This is a genomic window from Brevundimonas diminuta 3F5N (assembly GCF_900163625.1).
Taxonomy (GTDB): Bacteria; Pseudomonadota; Alphaproteobacteria; order Caulobacterales; family Caulobacteraceae; genus Brevundimonas; species Brevundimonas diminuta_A.
Genome location: NZ_FUIE01000020.1, coordinates 130,813 through 149,994, shown reverse-complemented (window position 1 = coordinate 149,994; position 19,182 = coordinate 130,813). Strand labels below are relative to the sequence as shown.

Here is a 19,182-nt window from a genome sequence, read left to right as displayed (position 1 = left end):
TCCCTCAAGCGGGAGGGAGCGCGCATGGCGCAGGCGGAAACGGACGTCGTCATCCTGGGCGGCGGGCATAACGGATTGGTCTGCGCCTTCTATCTGGCGCGGGTCGGGCTGAAGGTGACGGTGCTGGAGCGACGCGGCGTCGTCGGCGGGGCGGCGGTGACCGAGGAATTCCATCCCGGCTTCCGCAACTCGACCGCCAGTTACACTGTCAGCCTGCTGAACCCGCGCGTCATCGCCGACATGGAGCTGCCGCGCCACGGGCTGCGGGTGGTCGAGCGACGGGCGGCGAACTTTCTGCCCTTTGACGACGGGCGTTACCTGCTGACCGGCGAGGGGCGGACCCAGGCCGAGGTCGCCAAGTTCTCGGTGCGCGACGCCGAACGCCTGCCCGACTATGAGGCGCGGCTGGAGACGGTCGCCGCCATCTTGCGCGACCTGATCCTGACCACCCCGCCTAATGTGGTGGAAGGCGGCTGGCTGGCGGCCCTGCCGGAAATGCTGAAGGCGGCGTCGCTGGGGCGGCGGGCCTCGGGCCTGGGGTTGGCGGCGCAGCGCGACCTGTTGGACCTGTTCGCCAAGTCGGCAGGCGACTGGCTGGACGGCTGGTTCGAGAGCGATCCGATCAAGGCCCTGTTCGGGTTCGACAGCGTCGTCGGCAACTACGCCAGCCCCTATACGCCCGGCTCGGCCTATGTCCTGCTGCACCACGTCTTCGGAGAGGTGAATGGCAAGAAGGGCGCCTGGGGCCACGCCATCGGCGGCATGGGGGCGATCACACAGGCCATGGCCGCTGCCTGCGCCGAGCAGGGCGTCGACATCCGGTTGGATACGTCCGTCGCCGAGGTGCTGACCGAAAAGGGCAGGGCGGTCGGGGCCGTGACCGAGGCGGGCGATATGGTCCGCGCCCGCGCCGTCGTGTCCAATCTGCACCCGCGTCTGCTGTTCGACCGGCTGGTCGATCCGGCCGTTGTCCCGGCGGACTTCACCGAACGGATGAGCCGTTACGCCTCGGGCTCGGGCACCTTCCGCATGAACGTGGCCCTGTCGGAGCTGCCGCGCTTCACCGCCCTGCCGGGGGCGGGCGATCACCTGACGGCGGGCATCATCATCGCGCCGTCGCTGGCCTATATGGACCGCGCTCATGCTGAGGCGCGGCTGAACGGCTGGTCGTCCAAGCCGATCGTCGAGATGCTGATCCCCTCGACCCTGGACGACAGTCTGGCCTCGGCGGGGCGGCACGTCGCCAGCCTGTTCTGCCAGCACGTCTCGCCCGATCTGGCGGACGAGCACCGCGACAAAGTGGCTGATCTGATGATCGAGACGGTCGAGGTCCATGCGCCGGGGTTCAAGGCCTCGGTGGTCGGGCGGCTGGCGCTGGGGCCGCGCGATCTGGAGCGCCGCTTCGGCCTGATCGGCGGCGACATCTTCCACGGGCGGCTGACGCTGGATCAGTTGTTCAGCGCCCGGCCCGTGCTGGGCCACGCCGACCACAGGATGCCGGTTCCCGGTCTTTATCTGTGCGGATCTGGCGCCCATCCGGGCGGGGGGGTGACGGGCGCGCCAGGACACAATGCGGCGCGGGCTGTGCTGAAGGATTTCGGCAGCCGCTGAGGCTTATCGTGTGCAGGTTGTACGCGATAATGTAAGGTTGTGTTTGTGCAAAAATTCAACCTAATATTGTTCTCTCAGGGGCGGGAGAACAATCCATGGATGTTGAGGCGTTCATCACGCGCTGGAGCGGTGCGACGATCAGCGAGCGTTCGCACTATCAGACCTTCATCAGCCAGCTGTGCGCCCTGATCGGCGTGACCGCGCCGGATCAGGAGACGGTCGGCGATCGCGGCTACTGCTTCGAGCGGCGGGTGGAGTTCCGCTTTCATGATGGCGGCGCGCACCGGGGATTTATCGACTGCTACCGGCGCGGCGCCTTCGTGCTGGAGGCCAAGCAGTCGCAGAAGCGGGCGCCCGGCGGCGAACTGGATCCGCAGCGGCATCTGGCCCTGTTCAACGGGCGCGGGCGCAAACCGCCGCAAGGCGATGCTGGCGCAATCGAGCGGCTGATGCTGGACGCCAAGCGTCAGGCCGAGACCTACGCCAAGGCGCTGGATGAATGGCCGCCCTTCATTGTTGTCGTGGACGTCGGGCGCTCTATTCACCTGTGGGCCGACTTTGACCGACAGGGGAAGGGTTATGTGCCGTTCCCCGACCTGGCGCGCTGCCGCATCTCCATGGACGATCTGCGTGATCCAGCGGTGCGGGATCGCCTGCGCCGGGTCTGGGATGAGCCTATGAGCTTGGACCCGGCGAGCCATGTGGCGGCCGTGACCAGCGACATCGCCGAGCGACTGGCCTGGCTGGTGCGCTCCATCCGCAAGCGGGCGCCGACCGATCCCGGCGGCCGCGTCGATGTCGTGGCGCGGGCGGCGTGGGACAAGCGCAGCTCGCTGTTTGTCATGCAGTGCATCTTCGCCATGTTCGCCGACAGCGTCGAACTGATCGACGACAGAGGTTTCCTGCGCCTGCTGGAAAGTTATCGCGGGATGGCGGATCGCTTTCATATCAGCGCGGCGGACTTCTTTCGTCGCATGAACAGCGGCGGTCATTGCTCGGCCGTTCGTCAGGACCTGCGCCGTTTCAATGGCGGCCTGTTCAAGGAAGAGGCCGCCGTGCCAGTGACGGAGGTCGAGCTTGAGGCCCTGATCGCGGCCGCCCAGCGCGACTGGGCTTCGGTCGAGCCGGCGATCTTCGGCGCCTTGCTGGAGCAGGCGCTGGACCCGACGGAACGGGGAGAGCTCGGCGCTCACTACACGCCCAAGGCCTATGTGCGGCGGCTGGTCGAGGCGACGATCATGGAGCCTTTGCGCGCTGAGTGGGAAGCGGTAGCAGGCTTGGCGGTCGGTCACTACGCCAGCGGCGACGTCGTGCGGGCGCGCCGCGCCATGCGCGACTTCCATCGCGAGCTTTGTGCGACGCGGGTGCTGGACCCCGCCTGCGGCACCGGTAACTTCCTCTATGTGGCCATGGACATGATGAAGGATCTCGAGAGCGAGGTCCTGACCGCCCTGACCGATCTGGGCGACGCCCAGACGGCGCTCGGCCTGGAGGGACACACTGTCAGCCCTGAACAGTTCTGGGGATTGGAAAAGAACGTTCACGCCGCCTGGATCGCGGAGATGGTGATGTGGATCGGCTATCTGCAATGGCATTTCAGGAACGCCGGCGACGCCAAGCCGACCGAACCGATCCTGCGAAACTTCAACCGCATCCAGCATACGGACGCGCTGCTGACGTGGACGCGCGAAGAACTGGTGCGCGATGAACAGGGGCGGCCGCTGACCCACACGCGGGTGCTGAGCCGGGGCGATGGCCTTACGGCGGCGGTGGTTCGCGAGGAGCGTGAGATCGCCCGCTACATCGATCCACGCCCGACGGCCTGGCCGACGGCGCACTTCATCATCGGCAATCCGCCCTTCATTGGGGGCAAGGACGTGCGCGGTGAACTGGGCGACGGCTATGTCGACGCCCTGTGGCGGGTGCGGCAGGGGCGGTTCCGCTCGGCTGATCTGGTCACGGCCTGGTGGGACCGCGCGGCCGAGATCCTGACGGCGAAGAACAGCGCGCTGAGACGGTTCGGCTTCATCACCACCAACTCGATCACCCAAACCTTTTCCCGGCGCGTGCTGGAGCATCACCTGAGCGGCGCGCCGCCGATGCGTCTGACCTTCGCCATCCCTGACCATCCGTGGATCAAGGGCGCCGACCGCGCCGACGTCCGCATCGCCATGACCGTGGCCGAGCGCGGCGAACCGAATGGGCAGGGCCGCTTGCTGACGGTGGTCGATGAGCGGATGGACGACGGCGAAACGCCGGACATCGTGCTTCGCGAACAGCGCGGCGACATCGGGCCGGATCTGACCATTGGAGCGTCGGTCAGCGAGGCTCAGCCGTTGAAGGCCAATGCGCTGCTGTGCTCGCCGGGCGTGAAGTTGCACGGCGGGGGCTTCATGGTGTCGCCTGATCGGGCGGAGCAGTTGCTGGCGGCGTCCAGCGATGGGGCGGAAAACCCAATCCGCGCCTATCGCAACGGGCGCGATCTGGCGTCACGCCCGCGCGGCGTGAATGTGATCGATCTGTTCGGCTGGACCGAGGAAGAGGTGCGTCGTAGCCACCCCGCCGTCTTCCAGCATCTGTTGGAGGCGGTGAAGCCCGAACGCGACCGCAACAATCGCGCCGCCTATCGCGACAACTGGTGGGTGTTCGGCGAACCGCGCAGCGAGTTCCGCCCGGCGCTGGAGGGGCTGTCCCGCTATATCGTCACTGTGGAGACGGCCAAGCATCGATGGTTCCGCTTTCTGGACGCGGACATCCTGCCGGACAACACCCTGATCGCCGTCGCCTCGGACGATCCGCGCATCCTGGGCGTGTTGTCGTCGCACGTGCATGGGCTGTGGGCCCTGGCGCGCGGCGGGCGGCTGGAGGATCGGCCTGTCTACAACAAGAAGGTCTGCTTCGACGGCTTTCCCTTTCCCGATCTCAATGGAGGCGCAGGCGCGGAGATCGGCGCCCTGGCCGAGGAGATCGATGCGTGTCGGCGTCAGGTTTTGGCCCAGCACGAAGATCTGACGATGACCGGGCTCTACAATGTCCGGCGTCGCCTTCAGGAAGGCGTAGAACTGACCGGGGCCGAGCGCGACCTTTATGATCGCGGTCAGGTCGGCTTGCTGCACCATCTCCATCAACGCTTGGATCAGCAGGTGACGTCGGCCTACGGCTGGCGCGACGGCATGACGGATCAAGCGACGCTCGGCGCCTTGCTGGAACTGAACCGCGCGCGGCGGGCGCAGGAGGAGAGGGGAGATATCCACTTTCTGCGGCCGAGCTATCAGGCGGGACGCATCAGATCGTCGGCCCGCGCCGTGCAGATTGAGGCGCCGCTCGATAAGGTGAACGCGCGTGCGCCGTTGCCCGATGCGCCAGCGATCCTGGCGGGCGTGTTGCTGGAAGAGCTGCGTCGCGAGGGGCGGCCGCTGCAACCGCTGGAGCTCGCGCGTCGCTTTGATGGCCGGATCGGTCGCCGCAAGACGGACCGGATCGAGCAGACCCTGGCGGTTCTGGCGGTGGCGGGATCGGTCCAGCGCACGGATGAGGGCTGGTTCTCGCCTCGCCGCCACTGATTTGACCTAGCCGTGGGACGCGGCGATCATTAAGTCACATAAGGGCGGTTCCGGCGGGACCGCCCTTTGCTTTACCGAAGAATTCCAGCCCCGATCGGCGGCGTATTCGCGCGACGCCTCGGGGAAACGAGATGACCATGCTTGAGAAGACGTTCGAACCCAAGGCCGCCGAGCCGCGCATCTACGCCCAGTGGGAGGACAGCGGCCTGTTCGCTCCGCGCGCAGCCAAGCCGACTGACGGCGCCGCCGACGCCTATTCGATCGTCATTCCGCCGCCGAACGTAACGGGCAGCCTGCACATCGGCCACGCCCTGAACAACACGCTTCAGGACATCCTGGCCCGCTATCACCGCATGAAGGGCAAGGCTGTCCTGTGGCTGCCGGGCACCGACCACGCGGGCATCGCCACCCAGATGGTGGTCGAGCGCAAGCTGGCGGCCGAGGGCAATATCGGCCGTCGCGACCTGGGCCGTGACGCCTTCATCGAGAAGGTGTGGGAGTGGAAGGCCGAATCCGGCGGGACCATCGTGCGCCAACTGCGCCGTCTGGGCTCGTCGTGCGACTGGTCGCGCGAACGCTTCACCCTGGACGAGGGGCTGAACGCCGCTGTCCGCAAGGTCTTCGTCCAACTGCACAAGGACGGCCTGATCTATCGCGACAAGCGACTGGTGAACTGGGATCCGCACTTCCAGACCGCCATCTCGGACCTTGAGGTCGAGCAGAAGGAGGTCGACGGCGCCTATTGGCACTTCGCCTATCCGCTGGCCGACGGCGTGACCTATCCGCACCCGGTCGCCTTCGATGAAGACGGCAAGGCGACTGAGTTCGAGACGCGCGGCTTCATCGTCGTCGCCACGACCCGGCCTGAGACCATGCTGGGCGACACCGGCGTGGCCGTTCACCCGGAGGACGAACGCTACAAGGGTCTGGTCGGCAAGTTCGTGACCCTGCCGATCACCGGCCGTCGCATCCCCATCGTCGCCGACGACTATGCAGATCCGACCAAGGGGTCGGGCGCGGTGAAGATCACGCCTGCACACGATTTCAATGACTTCGGGGTCGGAAAGCGGGCTGGACTTGAAGCGCTGAACATCATGGACGCTTTCGGCCGCATCACCGCCGCCGACACACCCGACGTGCCCTCCGAATACGAGGGCATGGACCGCTTCGCTGCGCGCAAGGCCATCGTCACGCGCGCCGAAGAAGAGGGCTGGCTGCGCGAGATCGAGAAGACCAAGCATGTCGTCCCGCACGGCGACCGCTCGGGCGTCGTCATCGAGCCGTGGCTGACGGATCAGTGGTATGTTGATGCCAAGGTCATGGCCCAGCCCGCCCTGAAAGCGGTTGAGGACGGCGCCACCGTCTTCGAGCCGAAGAGCTATGAGAAGATCTATTTCGAGTGGCTCCGCAACATCGAGCCGTGGTGCATTTCGCGTCAGCTGTGGTGGGGTCACCGCATCCCCGCCTGGTACGGCCCCAACGGCGAGATTTATGTCGCCGAGACGGAAGAGGACGCTCGCGAACAGGCGCTGTCGGACTATGATTCCGAGGTCATGCTGACCCAGGACGAGGACGTTCTTGACACCTGGTTCAGTTCCGCCCTGTGGCCCTTCTCGACCATGGGCTGGCCCGAGAAGACCGAGGATCTGGAGCGCTTCTATCCGACCAGCGATCTGGTTACGGCGGCGGACATCATCTTCTTCTGGGTCGCCCGGATGATGATGATGGGGATGCACTTCATGGACGGCGAAGTCCCGTTCAAGCGCGTCATCATCAATGGCCTGGTCCGCGACGAGAAGGGTCAGAAGATGTCGAAGTCCAAGGGCAACGTCATCGACCCTCTGGGCATCATCGACGAGCTGGGCGCCGATCCGCTGCGCTTCACCATGGCCATCCTGTCAGGTACGCGCGACATCAAGTTATCGAAGCAGCGCATTGAAGGATATCGCAATTTTGGCACCAAGCTGTGGAACGCCGCCCGCTTCAGCCAGATGAACGAGGCGCGTCGCGTCGAGGGCTTCGATCCCGGTGGCGTGCAGCAGACGATCAACCGCTGGATCCGCGGCGAACTGACCAAGGCCGAACGCCAGGTGTCGGACGCCATCGAAGGCGGTCGTTTCGACGATGCGGCGGGCGCCCTGTACCGCTTCATCTGGAACGTCTTCTGCGACTGGTATCTGGAACTGGCCAAGCCGGTGTTCAACGGCGCCGATGAAGCGGCCAAGGCTGAAACCCGCGCCATGACGGCCTGGACCATCGACCAGACGCTGAAGCTGCTGCACCCGGTCATGCCCTACATCACCGAGGAGCTGTGGGCCGAGCTGGGCAAGGAAGGCGCTGCCCGTGTTTCTGGCCGCGACGGTCTGCTGATGGGGGAAACCTGGCCGGTGCTGCCGGACGCCTTTGTGGACGCAGACGCAGAGGCCGAGATCGGCTGGCTGGTCGACCTGATCGGTGAAATCCGCGCCCTGCGCGCCGAGATGAACGTGCCGCCGTCAGCCAAGCCGCCGCTGGCCTTCGTCGCTCCGGACGCCGCTTCGGTTGAGCGCATTGCGCGCCACCGCGACCTGATCCTGACGCTGGGCCGTGTATCCGAGGTCGCCGTGGCCGAGGCCGCGCCGGCCGGGGCCGTGACCTTCGTCTCGGGCGGGGCGACAGTCGCGCTGTCGCTGGCCGGGATCATCGACCTGGCCGCCGAGCGCGCTCGCCTTGAGAAGGAAATCGCCGCCTTCGACAGTGATATCGGCCATGTGAACAAGAAGCTGGGCAACCCCAACTTCGTCGCCCGCGCCGCCGCCGAGGTGGTTGACGAACAGCGCGCCAAGTTGGCCGAGGCCGAAGAGGGCAAGGCCAAGCTGCAAGCCGCCCTCAAGCGGCTGGAAGCCCTGTGATCCCTTCTCCCCTCGGGGGAGAAGGTGGCTCGCACAGCGAGACGGATGAGGGGGACGTCTTCCTCATCCTCCACCGCCGAGATTGCGGACACAGCCCCCTCATCCGTCAGGCTTCGCCCGACACCTTCTCCCCCGAGGGGAGAAGGGCGTGAGGATCGACTTGCTTCTCGTCGCGCGGGGCGTTTTCGACACCCGCGCCCGCGCCCGCGCAGCCATCGAGGCGGGGCTGGTGAAGGCGGATGGCCGCACGGTCGCCAAGCCTTCGGAAAAGGTCGCTGAGGACGCCGTCATTGAGGCCGAGGCCGCCCATCGTTGGGTGGGGCGCGGCGCCTTGAAGCTGGAACGGGCGCTGGACCTGTGGCCGGTCGCGGCCGAGGGGCGGGTCGTGCTGGACGTCGGCGCTTCTACGGGCGGCTTCACCGAGGTCTGTCTGGATCGCGGGGCTGCGCGCGTCTTCGCCGTGGACGTCGGCACGGGGCAACTGCATCCGAAAGTCGCCGCCGATCCGCGCGTGTTGAACCTGGAAAAGACCGACGCCCGCGACCTGACGCCTGCTGTCATCACCGAAGCGCCGTCCCTGGTCGTTTGCGACGTCAGCTTCATCAGCCTGTCGAAGGTGCTGCCGACGGCGCTCGATCTGGCCGCACCGGGGGCTGATCTGATCACCCTGGTCAAGCCTCAGTTCGAGGCGGACGGCCCCAAGGCGGTCGGCAAGAAGGGCGTAGTCAAGGACCCGGAGGCGCACGCCGCCGCCGTAGCCAAGGTGCGCGACTGGCTGGAAGCGACTGGCTGGATCGTGCGCGAGGTCGCCGACAGCCCGATCACGGGCGGCGACGGCAACGTCGAGTTTCTGCTCTGGGCGCAGAAAGCCTGACCCCAAACGATTTGAGGGCCGCCGGATGTCCGGCGGCCCTCTTCACATCGTCGATTGACAGGGGGGCTGAAACTTAATCGACGACGCGATAGCGGCCCGATTGGTCGCGGCAGGAGCGGACGTAGCGCGTCTCCATGCGACCGTCGGGAAGACGGATGTTGCTCTCGGCCAGGCGGCATTCGTCGCCATAGCCTTGGTAGCTGTTGGTCTGGGGGCTGAAGCCCGGATCAATGGCTTGCGGATAGTCACGGTAATAGTCGTAGCCGTCGCGGCGATCGTCGTAGCGGCGGCCGTCGTCATAACCGCGGTTGTCGTAACCATAGGCCGGCGGGACGTAGGTTCCCTGATAACCGTAGTTGGCGTCGCGGCGATAACGGCTGTCGCAGGCGGCCGAGCTGTTGCCCACGCCGGCGCCGATCGCGGCGCCCAGGACGCCGCCCAGAGCGCTGCCCTCGGTGCGGCGGCCGCGCGCGGCCAGTTGCGAGCCGGCGACGGCGCCGATGGCGGCGCCCAGCAGGCCGCCGGTCGTGGCGCGCTGACGCTGATCACGCGCGCAGGGATCATAGTAGGTTCCCTGGCTGTAACCGCTGTTGCCGTAACCATAGGCGGGCGGATAGTCATAGCCGTAGCTTTGGGCTGAGGCGACGCCGGGCAGGGCGACAGCCGAGGCGCAGGCCAGGGCGGCGATGGCGGCGGCCGAGGCTTTTTTCGAGATGAGAGCGATCATCGTTTTTTCCTTCGCCGGATGCCGCACCTGAACGGATCAGGTCGCCGTCTGTTGCAACCATTGATAGGGCCGTGAAGCTGAACGGCTTTTGATCGCTGCGTTCATCTTCGTTCATGTTTCGATTTTCACGCGGAAGCCGTTAGAAGCCGCTGCATGACGCAGACGCTGACCATCGCCCGCATGGGCCATCAGGGCGACGGGATCGCCGACACCGCCAACGGCCCGGTCTTCGTGCCGGGCGCCCTGCCGGGCGAGGTGATCGCCGCCGAGGTCAAGGACGGCCGGGCTGAACGGTTCGACCTGATCGAGGCCAGCCCCGACCGACGCCCGATCCATTCACAGACCTATGCCGAGTGCGGGGTCGCGCCGCTGCAGCATTGGGCTGATGAACCCTATCTGGCCTGGAAGCGTGAGGTGGTGCTCCAGACGCTGGCGCGCGAGGGGTTGGAAACCGAGGTTGAGGCGACGGTAGCGACGCCGTTGGCCAGCCGCCGTCGTCTGGCGCTGCACGCGCGTCAGGGCCCGGACGGTCGCGTTGTCCTGGGCTTTAAGGCGCGCAAGTCATGGCGGGTGGTCGAGCTGACGGACTGTCCGTTGTCGGACCCGCACCTGACGGCGGCTCTGCCCGCCCTGGCCAAGGTCGCGGCGCCCTTCTTGGGGCATCCGAAATCGGCGCCGACTCTGCACGTGACCCTGACCGACACGGGTCTGGACGTCGATGTGACGGGGGTCGAGAAGCGTTCGGGCGGTCTGAATGGAGACCAGTCGGCGCTGGCCATTGCGGCGGCGGCCGAGGCCGATCTGGCGCGGCTCAGCCTGGACGGCGATACGCTGGTCATGGCGCGCCAGCCGCGCGTGCGGTTCGGACGCGCGTCCGTGCCCTTGCCGGCGGGCGGTTTCCTGCAGGCCTCGCCTGCTGCGGAAGCGGCCATGGTCGAACGCGCGGTCGAGGCGGTGAGGGGGGCCAAGAAGGTCGCGGACCTGTTCTGTGGGGCGGGCACGTTCACCTTCCCTCTGGCCGAGATCGCCAGCGTAACGGCCGCCGATTCCGCCGCCGCCTCCATCGCCGCCCTGAAAGCGGGCCTCAGCACGGCTCAGGGCCTGAAGGGGATCGAGGCCCAGGCGCGAGATCTGTTCCGTCGTCCGCTGTCGCCCTATGACTTGAAGGGGTGCGAGGCCATCGTCATGGACCCGCCGCGCGCAGGCGCTCTGGAGCAGACTCAGCAATTGCCGGGGACCAAGGCGTCGGTCGTCGTCGGCGTGTCCTGCAATCCCCAGACCTTCGCCCGCGACGCGCGCGTCCTGGTCGACGCCGGTTTCCGGCTGGAGAAGGTCACGCCCATCGACCAGTTCATCTGGTCGACGCACATCGAATTGGTCGGCGTCTTCCGGCGCTAGATGCGATCAAGCCGAACAGGTTAGGGATGGGTGAGAACGTCGGCCATTCGGGACCTGAAGTCAGCCTGGCTGTGAACGTCGTTGTGGCCGGCTTCGGCGAAGACCATGTGGTCGACAGACCGTCCCTTGGCGATCAGCGCCTGGGCTAGGCGGCGGCTCAGGACGGGCGGAAGCACCGTGTCGCGTCCGGCCTCCAGAACGATGATTTGGCCGGGATATTCGGCAAGGGTCGAAGGAATATCGATCTCGGCCAGTGGCTGAGCCAGGCGCACGCGGACCAGCACCCGCTTCCAGCCCAGGGTCTCCTGCACGACGGCGTTGGCTGACGGCGTCGTCGTCTCCAGCACCAGAGCGTCGGCCTTGGCGTTCACGGCCCCTTCGGCGCAAACTGTTCCGCCGAGGGAGTGTCCCCACAGGATGAGACGTCGCTGCTCCCGGTCAGCGATCGTTCGTGCATGAGCGGCCATGGTTGCGACAGCCGCCTTCATGGAGGCGATATCGGAAGCGCCGGTCGAGGCGCCGTAGCCGGGATAGTCGAACAGCAGGACGTCGCCGAAAGCCGACAGCTGTTCGCCCACCAGTCCGCCATAGGCCGATTGCCGGAACATGTTGCCGCCGCAGAACAGGATCAGCGGCGCCTGATCGCCTTTTGCGGAAGACAGTCGGGTCGTCGCCAACTGACCGCCAGCATAGGGCAGGGGCAGGGTCTGCGCCGATTCCGGCATGGCGGGACCGGGCGTGAGTTCGATCTTTTCGGCTGCGATACGCGCATCGGGGTAGAGGAAGGCGTTTTCCGGCACGTTGACGGAACAACCGCCGACGCTGATGGCCGCGGCTGCGGCGATGATCATCCGGGTTCCGCGCATGGAGATGGTCCTCACCTTGCCAGCTTTAGCGTCATCCTAGGCGGCGTCAGGCGGGAATGTCGAACAGTTCCAACTGCGGCCGGGCGTCGGCGGGAACGCGAAACTGGGTGATGTCCAGCGGCTGGCGCGGCGCGTCCAGACCGTAACGCCTGGCCGCCGCCTTGAAGCGCGTGGCGATCAGTTCGGCGACGGGGCCGGTTCCCTTCATGCGCTGGGACCAGTCGGGGTCGTAGTCCTTGCCGCCGCGCGTCTGACGGATCAGGGACATCACGCGCGCCGCGCGGTCGGGGCGAGCATCAGCCAGCCATTCGCGGAACAGATCCTTGATCTCGAGCGGCAGGCGAAGGGTCACATACATGGCCGAGGTCGCGCCGGCCTTCTGCGCCGCCTCCAGCACGGCTTCGAGTTCATGGTCGTTCAGGCCGGGAATGACGGGGGCGAAGCCGACGCCGACCGGGCATCCGGCTTCGGCCAGGCGGCTGATGGCCTCCAGCCGCTTGGCGGGCGTGGAGGCGCGCGGCTCCATCGCCCGCGCCAGTCTGCGGTCCAGGGTGGTGATGGAGACGAAGGCCGAGGCCAGACCCCGCTGTCCCATGTCGCCCAGGATGTCTGCGTCGCGCGCGATCAGCACCGACTTGGTGATGATGCTGAACGGGTGGTTGAAGCGCTGCATGACCTCCAGGATCGAACGGGTCGAATTCGTTTCGCGCTCGACCGGCTGATAGGGGTCGGTGTTGCCGCCTATGTGGATGCGCCGGCAGACGTATCGGGGCTTTGAGAGCTCCTGTTCCAGCAGACGCGCGGCGTCCGGCTTGAAGAAGATCCGGCTCTCGAAATCCAGGCCCGGGGATAGGCCCATCCAGGCATGGGACGGACGGGCGTAGCAGTAGATGCAACCATGTTCGCAGCCCTTGTAGGGGTTGATGGAGCGATCGAAGCCGACGTCGGGACTCGTGTTCTTGGCGATGATGGTGCGGGCGTGTTCCGGGGACAGGGTGGTGCGAAGCGGGGCTGCGGCCTCGTCCTGATCCGTCCAGCCGTCGTCGTAGGCCTCGCGTCGATCGGCTTCGTACCGACCCGAGGCGTTGGAGCGTGCGCCGCGTCCGTTAATCGCCTTACTCATGTCCACAGGATGCGGAATGAGTTGGAACAAATCAAGAACAAAATAAACAGGCGAGCAAGGCGGCCTCTCAGCCTGCCTTGCTCGGGTTAGCGTCGGGCGCCGGCGTTGGGGCGGCGGTCGCCACGATCGCCGCCGGGGCGGGGGCCTTCGCGACGCCAGCGGACTGACAGGGCGGTGTCGCCTTCGCCGCCGAACTTGGAGGTGATCGCCAGGTTGCGACGGACTTGCCACTCCACATTGACGGCTGCGCCGCGCTCGGCCCCGCCGATGACCTCCAGATAGATGTCGTCGGTGATGTAGCGCCCGCCCGCGACGGTCAGGCTGGAAGCCTCGCCGCTGAAGGACAGACGGTCCAGACCGGCCAGTTCGCGCAGGTTGCCGACCACGTCGAAGCCGCCGCCGCCGGCCAGGGACGCCACGGCCGAGGCCAACTGGGCCGCCTCGAACGGAGATAGTTGCGCCGCCGAACGTCCGAACAGCACCTGCGACAGGATTTCGTCCTGGGGCAGGTCGGGGGTGGAGGTCAGCTCGATCTTGGGCGAGACGGCAGTGCCCGTGACCTTGATGACAGCTGTCAGGGCCGGGTCTTCGCGCACGGCTTCCAGGTTCAGGCGGATGCGCGCGGGATCGGTGGACAGGATCACCGAGCCGCGATCATTGAAGACGAAACGCTTGCCCGCGAACTCATAATCGCCGCGCACCACATTGGCCGTGCCGCTCAGTTCGGGCTGGGTGATGGTGCCGCGCACGCGGGCGTCGGCGCGCAGCTCGACGTTCAGGCCCCGGCCGCGCAGGTAGATCTCGCGCCCGGTCAGCGTCAGGTCCAGGCCGATCTGCGGACCGGCGGCGGCCTTCTTCTCGGTCTCGACGGTGTCGCCGCCGGGGCGGTTGATTTCGACCACGTCCATTTTGACGATGCCGGTAGAGCCGGGCAGGTCAGGCGAAATCTCGGCCTCATCGATGTTTACATTGCCGGTCAGGCGGATGTTGCCATCGGCGCCGCGCACCGCGGTCAGGCGACCGTTGGCCCGCGCCTTGGCGATGTCGTTGTCGATGATCTGGAAGCGCGCCAGCTCCAGCCGCAGCGTCGAGGGCGAGCCTTGACGCAGGCCCAGGTCGCCGCTGCCGGACACTTCGCCCTTCACGCCGTCGGTGGCCTGGAAGCGTTCGATCACGGCCTGACTGTCGTTGAAGCGGCTGGCCAGGGTCATGTTCTCGAGACGCAGGCCCGTCGTCCCGTCACGGAAGGCGCCTTCATTCAGGTCCAGTCGCCCGTTCAGGCGCGGCGCGTTCAGGGTGCCGGCCAGGGTTGCCTGGCCGTTCACCTGACCAGACAGCGATTGGGCGCCGCCCAGGAACAGGTCCCAGATGGGCTGGATCTGACCGCGGATGGCGATCTGGCCCGACAGGTTCTCGGTCCGGGCGATGGCCAGGCGCAGGGGCGCGGCCGAGGTTTCGACCGGCAGGGTGACGTCGGCGGTGGCCTGAACGGTCGTGCCGTTGTGGGCTTCGGCGCGCAGGCGCAGGGCGTCGCCGGTCAGGTCGGCGTTCAGTGTGCCGTCGACCGCCAGACCGCGCGGCGCGTCCAGGCTGCGCAGTTGCTTGAGGTCGACATTGGCGGATCCGCGCAGCGTGTCGCCTTGACCCTGCATCGAGACACGGCCCGTCACCTGACCGCGCAAGTCGGGGACGAGAGAGCCCATTTCGACATTGGTCATGTCGGCCTGGATGACGCTGCCTTCGCTGTCCTGTTTCAGTTCGCCGGTCAGGACGCCGCCGCCGACGCCCAGGTCCAGGCGGGCGACGCGGCCGTCGCCGTTCAGGGCGAAAACGGCGGGCGCGCGGGTGGTGAAGGCGATCTCACGCACACGGCCGCCGCCGCGCAGGGTCAGGCTCTGCGCCTGTCCCTGGCGGGCGTATTCGCCCGAGCCGTTGAACTGCACCGGATTGGCGCCGCCCACGTCGGCCGCCAGGGTGAAGGGCAGGCGGTCCAGCGTGCCCTGGCCCTTCAGCGACAGGTTGCGCAGGGTCCAGTCCTGACCGGTCAGGCGCACGTTGCGGCCGGTGACGTCCAGCACGGCGGTCTGGTCGCCTGCGCCTTCAGTCAGACGCACACGGCCGTTGGCCTCGCCCGAGGCCAGGAAGGCGCCCTGACGCGCGGTGAAGGTCAGGTCCGCGCTGGAGGGGAAGTTGTTCGACAGGGCGATATCGCCCTGGGCCGCCACGCCGCCGGCGTTCACGTCGACATCCGACAGACGCAGGCGCGGTCCGCCCAGGTAGAAGTTGCCCGAGGCGTGAGCCGGTCCGTAGTTGGAGCCGGAGTTTAGCACCACGCGCCCGTCCGAAGCGTCGGCGCCCTTACGGAAGCTGAGCACCAGATCGGCGTTGGTCAGGGTCAAACCGCCCGCCGCCACCTTGTCGAAGGCGGCGCGCAGGTCGGCGCGCGGTTGGGCCAGGGTGCCGGTCAGGGCCCCGTCGCCCGACATGGCGCCGTCGATGGCGACCGGGCCGACGCCGAAGGGGCCTTGGGCGTTCCAGTCCAGCGCCAGCCGCAGCTTGGGCCCCTCGATCAGGCCCTTGGCGCCCGCGCGTCCGGCGGCGCCGGTCAGTTCGCCGCGATTGATGGAGATGACGCCGCCGTTCATCGAGCCGGCCAGTTGCAGTCGCGGCGCGGCGCCCAGCAGGCGGTCCAGCTCTTCCATGCCGATAGCCATGCGCGAACCGCGCCCGTCGAAGCTGAGGGTCCAGGGCGCGCCCGTTTTGGCCGAAGCTGCGCGGATCGGACCGCCGAAGGCGCCGCGCGCGCCGGGCTGGATGCGCGACAGGTCGGTCAGGTCCGCCCGGCCGGTGAAGTTCAGGCCGCCGTTCAGGCTGCGTCCGCCCGAGCCGGTCAGGGTCAGACCCTGGCCGCGCGCGTCGATCTTCTTCAGCAGCATGGCGCCGTCCGCCATGCGCGTGCCTTCCATCTGAATGCGCGGCGCAGAGCCCAGCAGCCCGCCGATGATGCCGGCCGCAGAGCCGCCGACGGCGCGCACATCGGTCGTCACATCGATGCGGCCCTTGTTGGCGGCGATGTTGACCGGGCCGGAGATGCGCGTGGCGCGATAGGAGGCGATGTCGGCGTTCAGCAAGCTGGCCGAGCCTTGCAGGCTCCACACCTGGGCGTCGCCCTTGAACACGCCCGTATAGGCCGCCGGACCGGCGATAGGGCTGCCCACTAGGCGGCTGAGCGACGGGGTGTTCAACTCCAGGCTGATGCCGTCTGGCGAGGTGTTGTCCGTGGTGCGGATCAGACCGCGCGCGCTGGATTGGATGTTGTCGGCGTACAGGCGCCAGGCCACGCCCTGATAGCCTTCGCGCTTGGCGTCCGGCGTCATGGCGAAACCGAAGCGGGCGGTGCGGCCGATACGCTCCACGAAGGGCTCCAGCAGGTCGGAGCCGGAGAAGTCGGCGTAACCCGACACCTTGGCGCCGTTGTCGCCATAGCTTCCTTGCACCAGCAGGGGGCGGAACTGGCCGGTCTGAACAGCCACGTCGATGACCTCGCCGTTGACCACGGCGACGGCCGAGAAGGGCTGATCTGGCGAATAGCCCAGCGATCCGGCGATCGGGCCGCCCTGGGCTTCATTGGCGCGCAGATTGACGCGCAGGTCTTCGGGCTTGTCGCCGAAGGCGGCGGCCAGACGCAGATAGTCGCCCTTGCGGTTCAGGCTGTAGGCGTTGACGTTGGCGGTCTTGACGCCCTTGCGCGGAATGGCGGCGTCGCCGCTGAGGGTCCAGCGGCCGTATTCCTTGGAGAAGCCTTCCAGCAGTTCGACATTGGCGCTGAAACGGTCGATGTCGATGGAGATGGCCTGGGGCCCGCCCGGTTCGCTCGGCGGCTCCAACTCGGGGCGGCGCAACAGACGAATCTGGCCCGCGCTGATTTCCGTCGCGTGGAAGCGCCGCGCCAGCAGAGGCCAGTAGGACCAGTCAACGCGGACGTCCGTGGCTTCCAGCCAAACGCCCTTCTCGTCGGTCACGGTGACGCGCTTCAGACGGAAGTCGTTGAACAGGTCGCCCTGCAGCCCCTCGACGTTGATGCGGCCGTAACGGCTGATCTTCTTGCCTGCGACGAAGCTGGTGATCAGTTCGCGCCCCGCATCGGACACCAGATACATTCGCCCGCCTACCAGGGCGACGACGATCAGAGCCAACAGACCGGCGAAGGTCGCGCCCGCGATGAAGGCCGCCAGTTGCAGGCGGGTGCGCTTGCGCTTGGCCTTCTTGGCTGGCGTATCGGCGACGTCTGCGCCCGTTTCGTGAGGCGGAGGTGTGTCGGTCAAAACGCCTGGCCGATGCTGAGATAGAGTTGGAACCCGGAGTCGCCCTCGCGCTTGTTAAGCGGGAAGGCGATGTCGGCGCGAACAGGGCCGAACGGCAGTTTGTAACGCACGCCGACCCCCGCACCGTAGCGCATGTTGGTCAGGTTCGGCGTTTCCTGGAAGCCGATGGCGCCGCCGTCGACAAAGGCCACGGCCTGGAACTTCTCGCCGATGTCGCGTCGCACTTCGACCGAGGTCTCGAACAGCGAAAGGCCGCCGCGCGGTCGATTGTTGGGCAGGCGCGGGTTGATGCTCTGATAGGAATAGCCGCGCACCGAGCCGCCGCCGCCGGAATAGAACAGACGGTCCGACGGCACGGTCAGTTCCTCGCCGCCGATGATGGAGCCGATGCGGGCGCGTCCTGCCAACACGGTCTTGGCGTCGTCCTGGAGCGGCAGATAGGCGGTCGCCTGGCCTTCGGTGCGCAGGAACAGGACCGTATCCTCGCCCGCCACCGCAGTCGGCTGGGTCGACAGCGACAGACGATAGCCCGAGGTGGGGTTCAGCGGATCGTTCGAGCGATCCATGAAGGCGCTGCCGCGCAGAGTGACGATGGCCAGATCGCGGTCGAAGGTGATCGGCGCCTGCGTCACCGGATCAAACCGATACTCAGTGTAACGGCCAGCATCGACGCCCAGGCCGTAGCTGAACCAGGACGTCTTGCCGAGGCGCTGGGACAGGTCCGCGGCCATGGTTATGGCGCTGCGGTCGTAGGCGTCGGTCTGTTCATTGACGATGAAGGACGACAGCTTCAGCGTTCGACCGGCCTTGCGCCAGTGCGGTTGGGACCACTCGCCGCCGATGCGGCTGTCGATACTGGCGATCCGCGCGCCGTAGCGCAGGGTGTCGGCGCGGCCGAAGCGGTTGTAGCGCGTACGGAAGACATCGACGCCGACGCCTTCATAGGTCGAATAGCTGGCGCCGGCTTCCAGCAGACTGACCGGCCGATCGGCCAGGGTGACGACGACCGGACGCAGGCCATCGGGCCGGATATCGTCCAGCGGCGAAAGGGCCACGCCCACGCCGTCATAGACGCCGGTGTCCAGCAGGCGGCGTTCCAGTTCGGCGACGTCCTCCGGATCGTAGCGATCGCCTTCCTTCCAGGGCGCCAGGCTCTGAAGCCAGCTTTCCTTGGTCGGCCCTTGGGTCCGCAGTTGAATTCCGTTCAGCCTGACCAACTCGCCGGAATTGATGTTGAAGCCGGGCTGAACCAGGAAGGTAGCGTGATCCACGACAACGCGGCGGGGCAGGGCGATGGCGTCGGCATAGCCGCGCCGGGTCAGGTCCGCGACCACGCGGCCCTCGGCTTCCAGGATTCCGGCGGCGCGGCCCGGCTCGCCCGGTTTGAGCCGGATATCCTCGATGACGGCGGTGCTGGTCTCGGCGTCCGGCGCGGGGGCGGTCCAGTTGATCGTGGTCTCGCCCAGGACAAAACGACGGCCCGGCGCGATCTGCACCACGGCGACGGGCTTGTCGTCGCCCTCGACCTGATCCTCGACTGTGGCTTGATAGTAGCCTTCTGATCGCAGCAGGGCCTGGGCCGACGTCAGCGCCGCGCGGGCGCGACGACGCGCCTCGAAGCGATTGGACGGCGCGCCGTCCACATCGCCAATGGCCTGTTCGAGCTGACGTTTAAGATCGCCGTCTATTTCACCGCGAATCTGAGCCCGGGGTTCGGCGGCGGCCTGGCTTGCAAGGGCGCATACTGCCGCGCCGGCAAGAAGGAGGGGAAGCCTCGACGTCAAATCCGAACCCTGGTTGCGAG

At 67.1% G+C, this 19,182-nt stretch carries 10 protein-coding genes; 5 read left to right on the top strand and 5 right to left on the bottom strand.

Annotated elements, in window-relative coordinates; translation table 11 throughout:
- Window positions 1–24 precede the first annotated feature (24 nt).
- The 4 genes from FM111_RS04085 (at window position 25) to FM111_RS04070 (ending at window position 8,939) form a co-directional block, all read left to right on the top strand.
- The gene (locus FM111_RS04085) at window positions 25–1,611 is read left to right on the top strand and encodes a phytoene desaturase family protein (protein WP_087139451.1); all 1,587 of its coding nucleotides are present in this window, start codon (window positions 25–27) and stop codon (window positions 1,609–1,611) included.
- A gap of 95 nt (window positions 1,612–1,706) precedes the next feature.
- Window positions 1,707–5,174 (top strand): class I SAM-dependent DNA methyltransferase, encoded by a 3,468-nt coding sequence (locus FM111_RS04080; RefSeq protein ID WP_087139450.1) that lies wholly within the window; start codon window positions 1,707–1,709, stop codon window positions 5,172–5,174.
- A gap of 137 nt (window positions 5,175–5,311) precedes the next feature.
- Entirely contained in the window at window positions 5,312–8,065 is a 2,754-nt protein-coding gene (locus FM111_RS04075) for a valine--tRNA ligase (protein ID WP_087139496.1), read from the top strand.
- Between the two features lie 148 nt (window positions 8,066–8,213).
- Window positions 8,214–8,939: a TlyA family RNA methyltransferase gene (locus FM111_RS04070; protein ID WP_087139449.1), complete on the top strand. Its 726-nt coding sequence runs from the start codon at window positions 8,214–8,216 to the stop codon at window positions 8,937–8,939.
- A 73-nt stretch (window positions 8,940–9,012) separates the two neighbouring features.
- Here FM111_RS04070 and FM111_RS04065 read toward each other — a convergent pair whose 3' ends face one another.
- Window positions 9,013–9,666: a glycine zipper 2TM domain-containing protein gene (locus FM111_RS04065; RefSeq protein WP_087139448.1), complete on the bottom strand. Its 654-nt coding sequence runs from the start codon at window positions 9,664–9,666 to the stop codon at window positions 9,013–9,015.
- Between the two features lie 153 nt (window positions 9,667–9,819).
- Between FM111_RS04065 and FM111_RS04060 the strand changes: the two genes are divergently transcribed.
- Complete coding sequence (locus tag FM111_RS04060) at window positions 9,820–11,064, top strand: class I SAM-dependent RNA methyltransferase (RefSeq protein ID WP_087139447.1); 1,245 nt, start codon at window positions 9,820–9,822, stop codon at window positions 11,062–11,064.
- A gap of 20 nt (window positions 11,065–11,084) precedes the next feature.
- On the opposite strand, the gene FM111_RS04055 is transcribed toward FM111_RS04060, so the two are convergent.
- From FM111_RS04055 to FM111_RS04040, 4 genes are all read right to left on the bottom strand, one after another.
- Entirely contained in the window at window positions 11,085–11,930 is an 846-nt protein-coding gene (locus FM111_RS04055) for an alpha/beta hydrolase (RefSeq protein ID WP_087139446.1), read from the bottom strand.
- Window positions 11,931–11,976: 46 nt separating this feature from the next.
- Window positions 11,977–13,053 (bottom strand): PA0069 family radical SAM protein, encoded by a 1,077-nt coding sequence (locus tag FM111_RS04050; protein ID WP_087139495.1) that lies wholly within the window; start codon window positions 13,051–13,053, stop codon window positions 11,977–11,979.
- 86 nt (window positions 13,054–13,139) lie between these two features.
- Window positions 13,140–17,378 (bottom strand): translocation/assembly module TamB domain-containing protein, encoded by a 4,239-nt coding sequence (locus tag FM111_RS04045; protein ID WP_087139445.1) that lies wholly within the window; start codon window positions 17,376–17,378, stop codon window positions 13,140–13,142.
- Window positions 17,375–19,162, bottom strand: coding sequence for an autotransporter assembly complex protein TamA (locus FM111_RS04040; RefSeq protein WP_087139444.1), 1,788 nt, complete (start codon window positions 19,160–19,162; stop codon window positions 17,375–17,377). The genes FM111_RS04045 and FM111_RS04040 overlap by 4 nt, the downstream gene beginning before the upstream one ends.
- Window positions 19,163–19,182 lie beyond the last annotated feature (20 nt).

Coding starts and splice junctions, on each gene's coding strand:
- FM111_RS04085 (WP_087139451.1), top strand. CDS start 25: ATGGCGCAGGCGGAAACGGACGTCGTCATCCTGGGCGGCGGGCATAAC.
- FM111_RS04080 (WP_087139450.1), top strand. CDS start 1,707: ATGGATGTTGAGGCGTTCATCACGCGCTGGAGCGGTGCGACGATCAGC.
- FM111_RS04075 (WP_087139496.1), top strand. CDS start 5,312: ATGCTTGAGAAGACGTTCGAACCCAAGGCCGCCGAGCCGCGCATCTAC.
- FM111_RS04065 (WP_087139448.1), bottom strand. CDS start 9,666: ATGATCGCTCTCATCTCGAAAAAAGCCTCGGCCGCCGCCATCGCCGCC.
- FM111_RS04060 (WP_087139447.1), top strand. CDS start 9,820: ATGACGCAGACGCTGACCATCGCCCGCATGGGCCATCAGGGCGACGGG.
- FM111_RS04055 (WP_087139446.1), bottom strand. CDS start 11,930: ATGCGCGGAACCCGGATGATCATCGCCGCAGCCGCGGCCATCAGCGTC.
- FM111_RS04050 (WP_087139495.1), bottom strand. CDS start 13,053: ATGAGTAAGGCGATTAACGGACGCGGCGCACGCTCCAACGCCTCGGGT.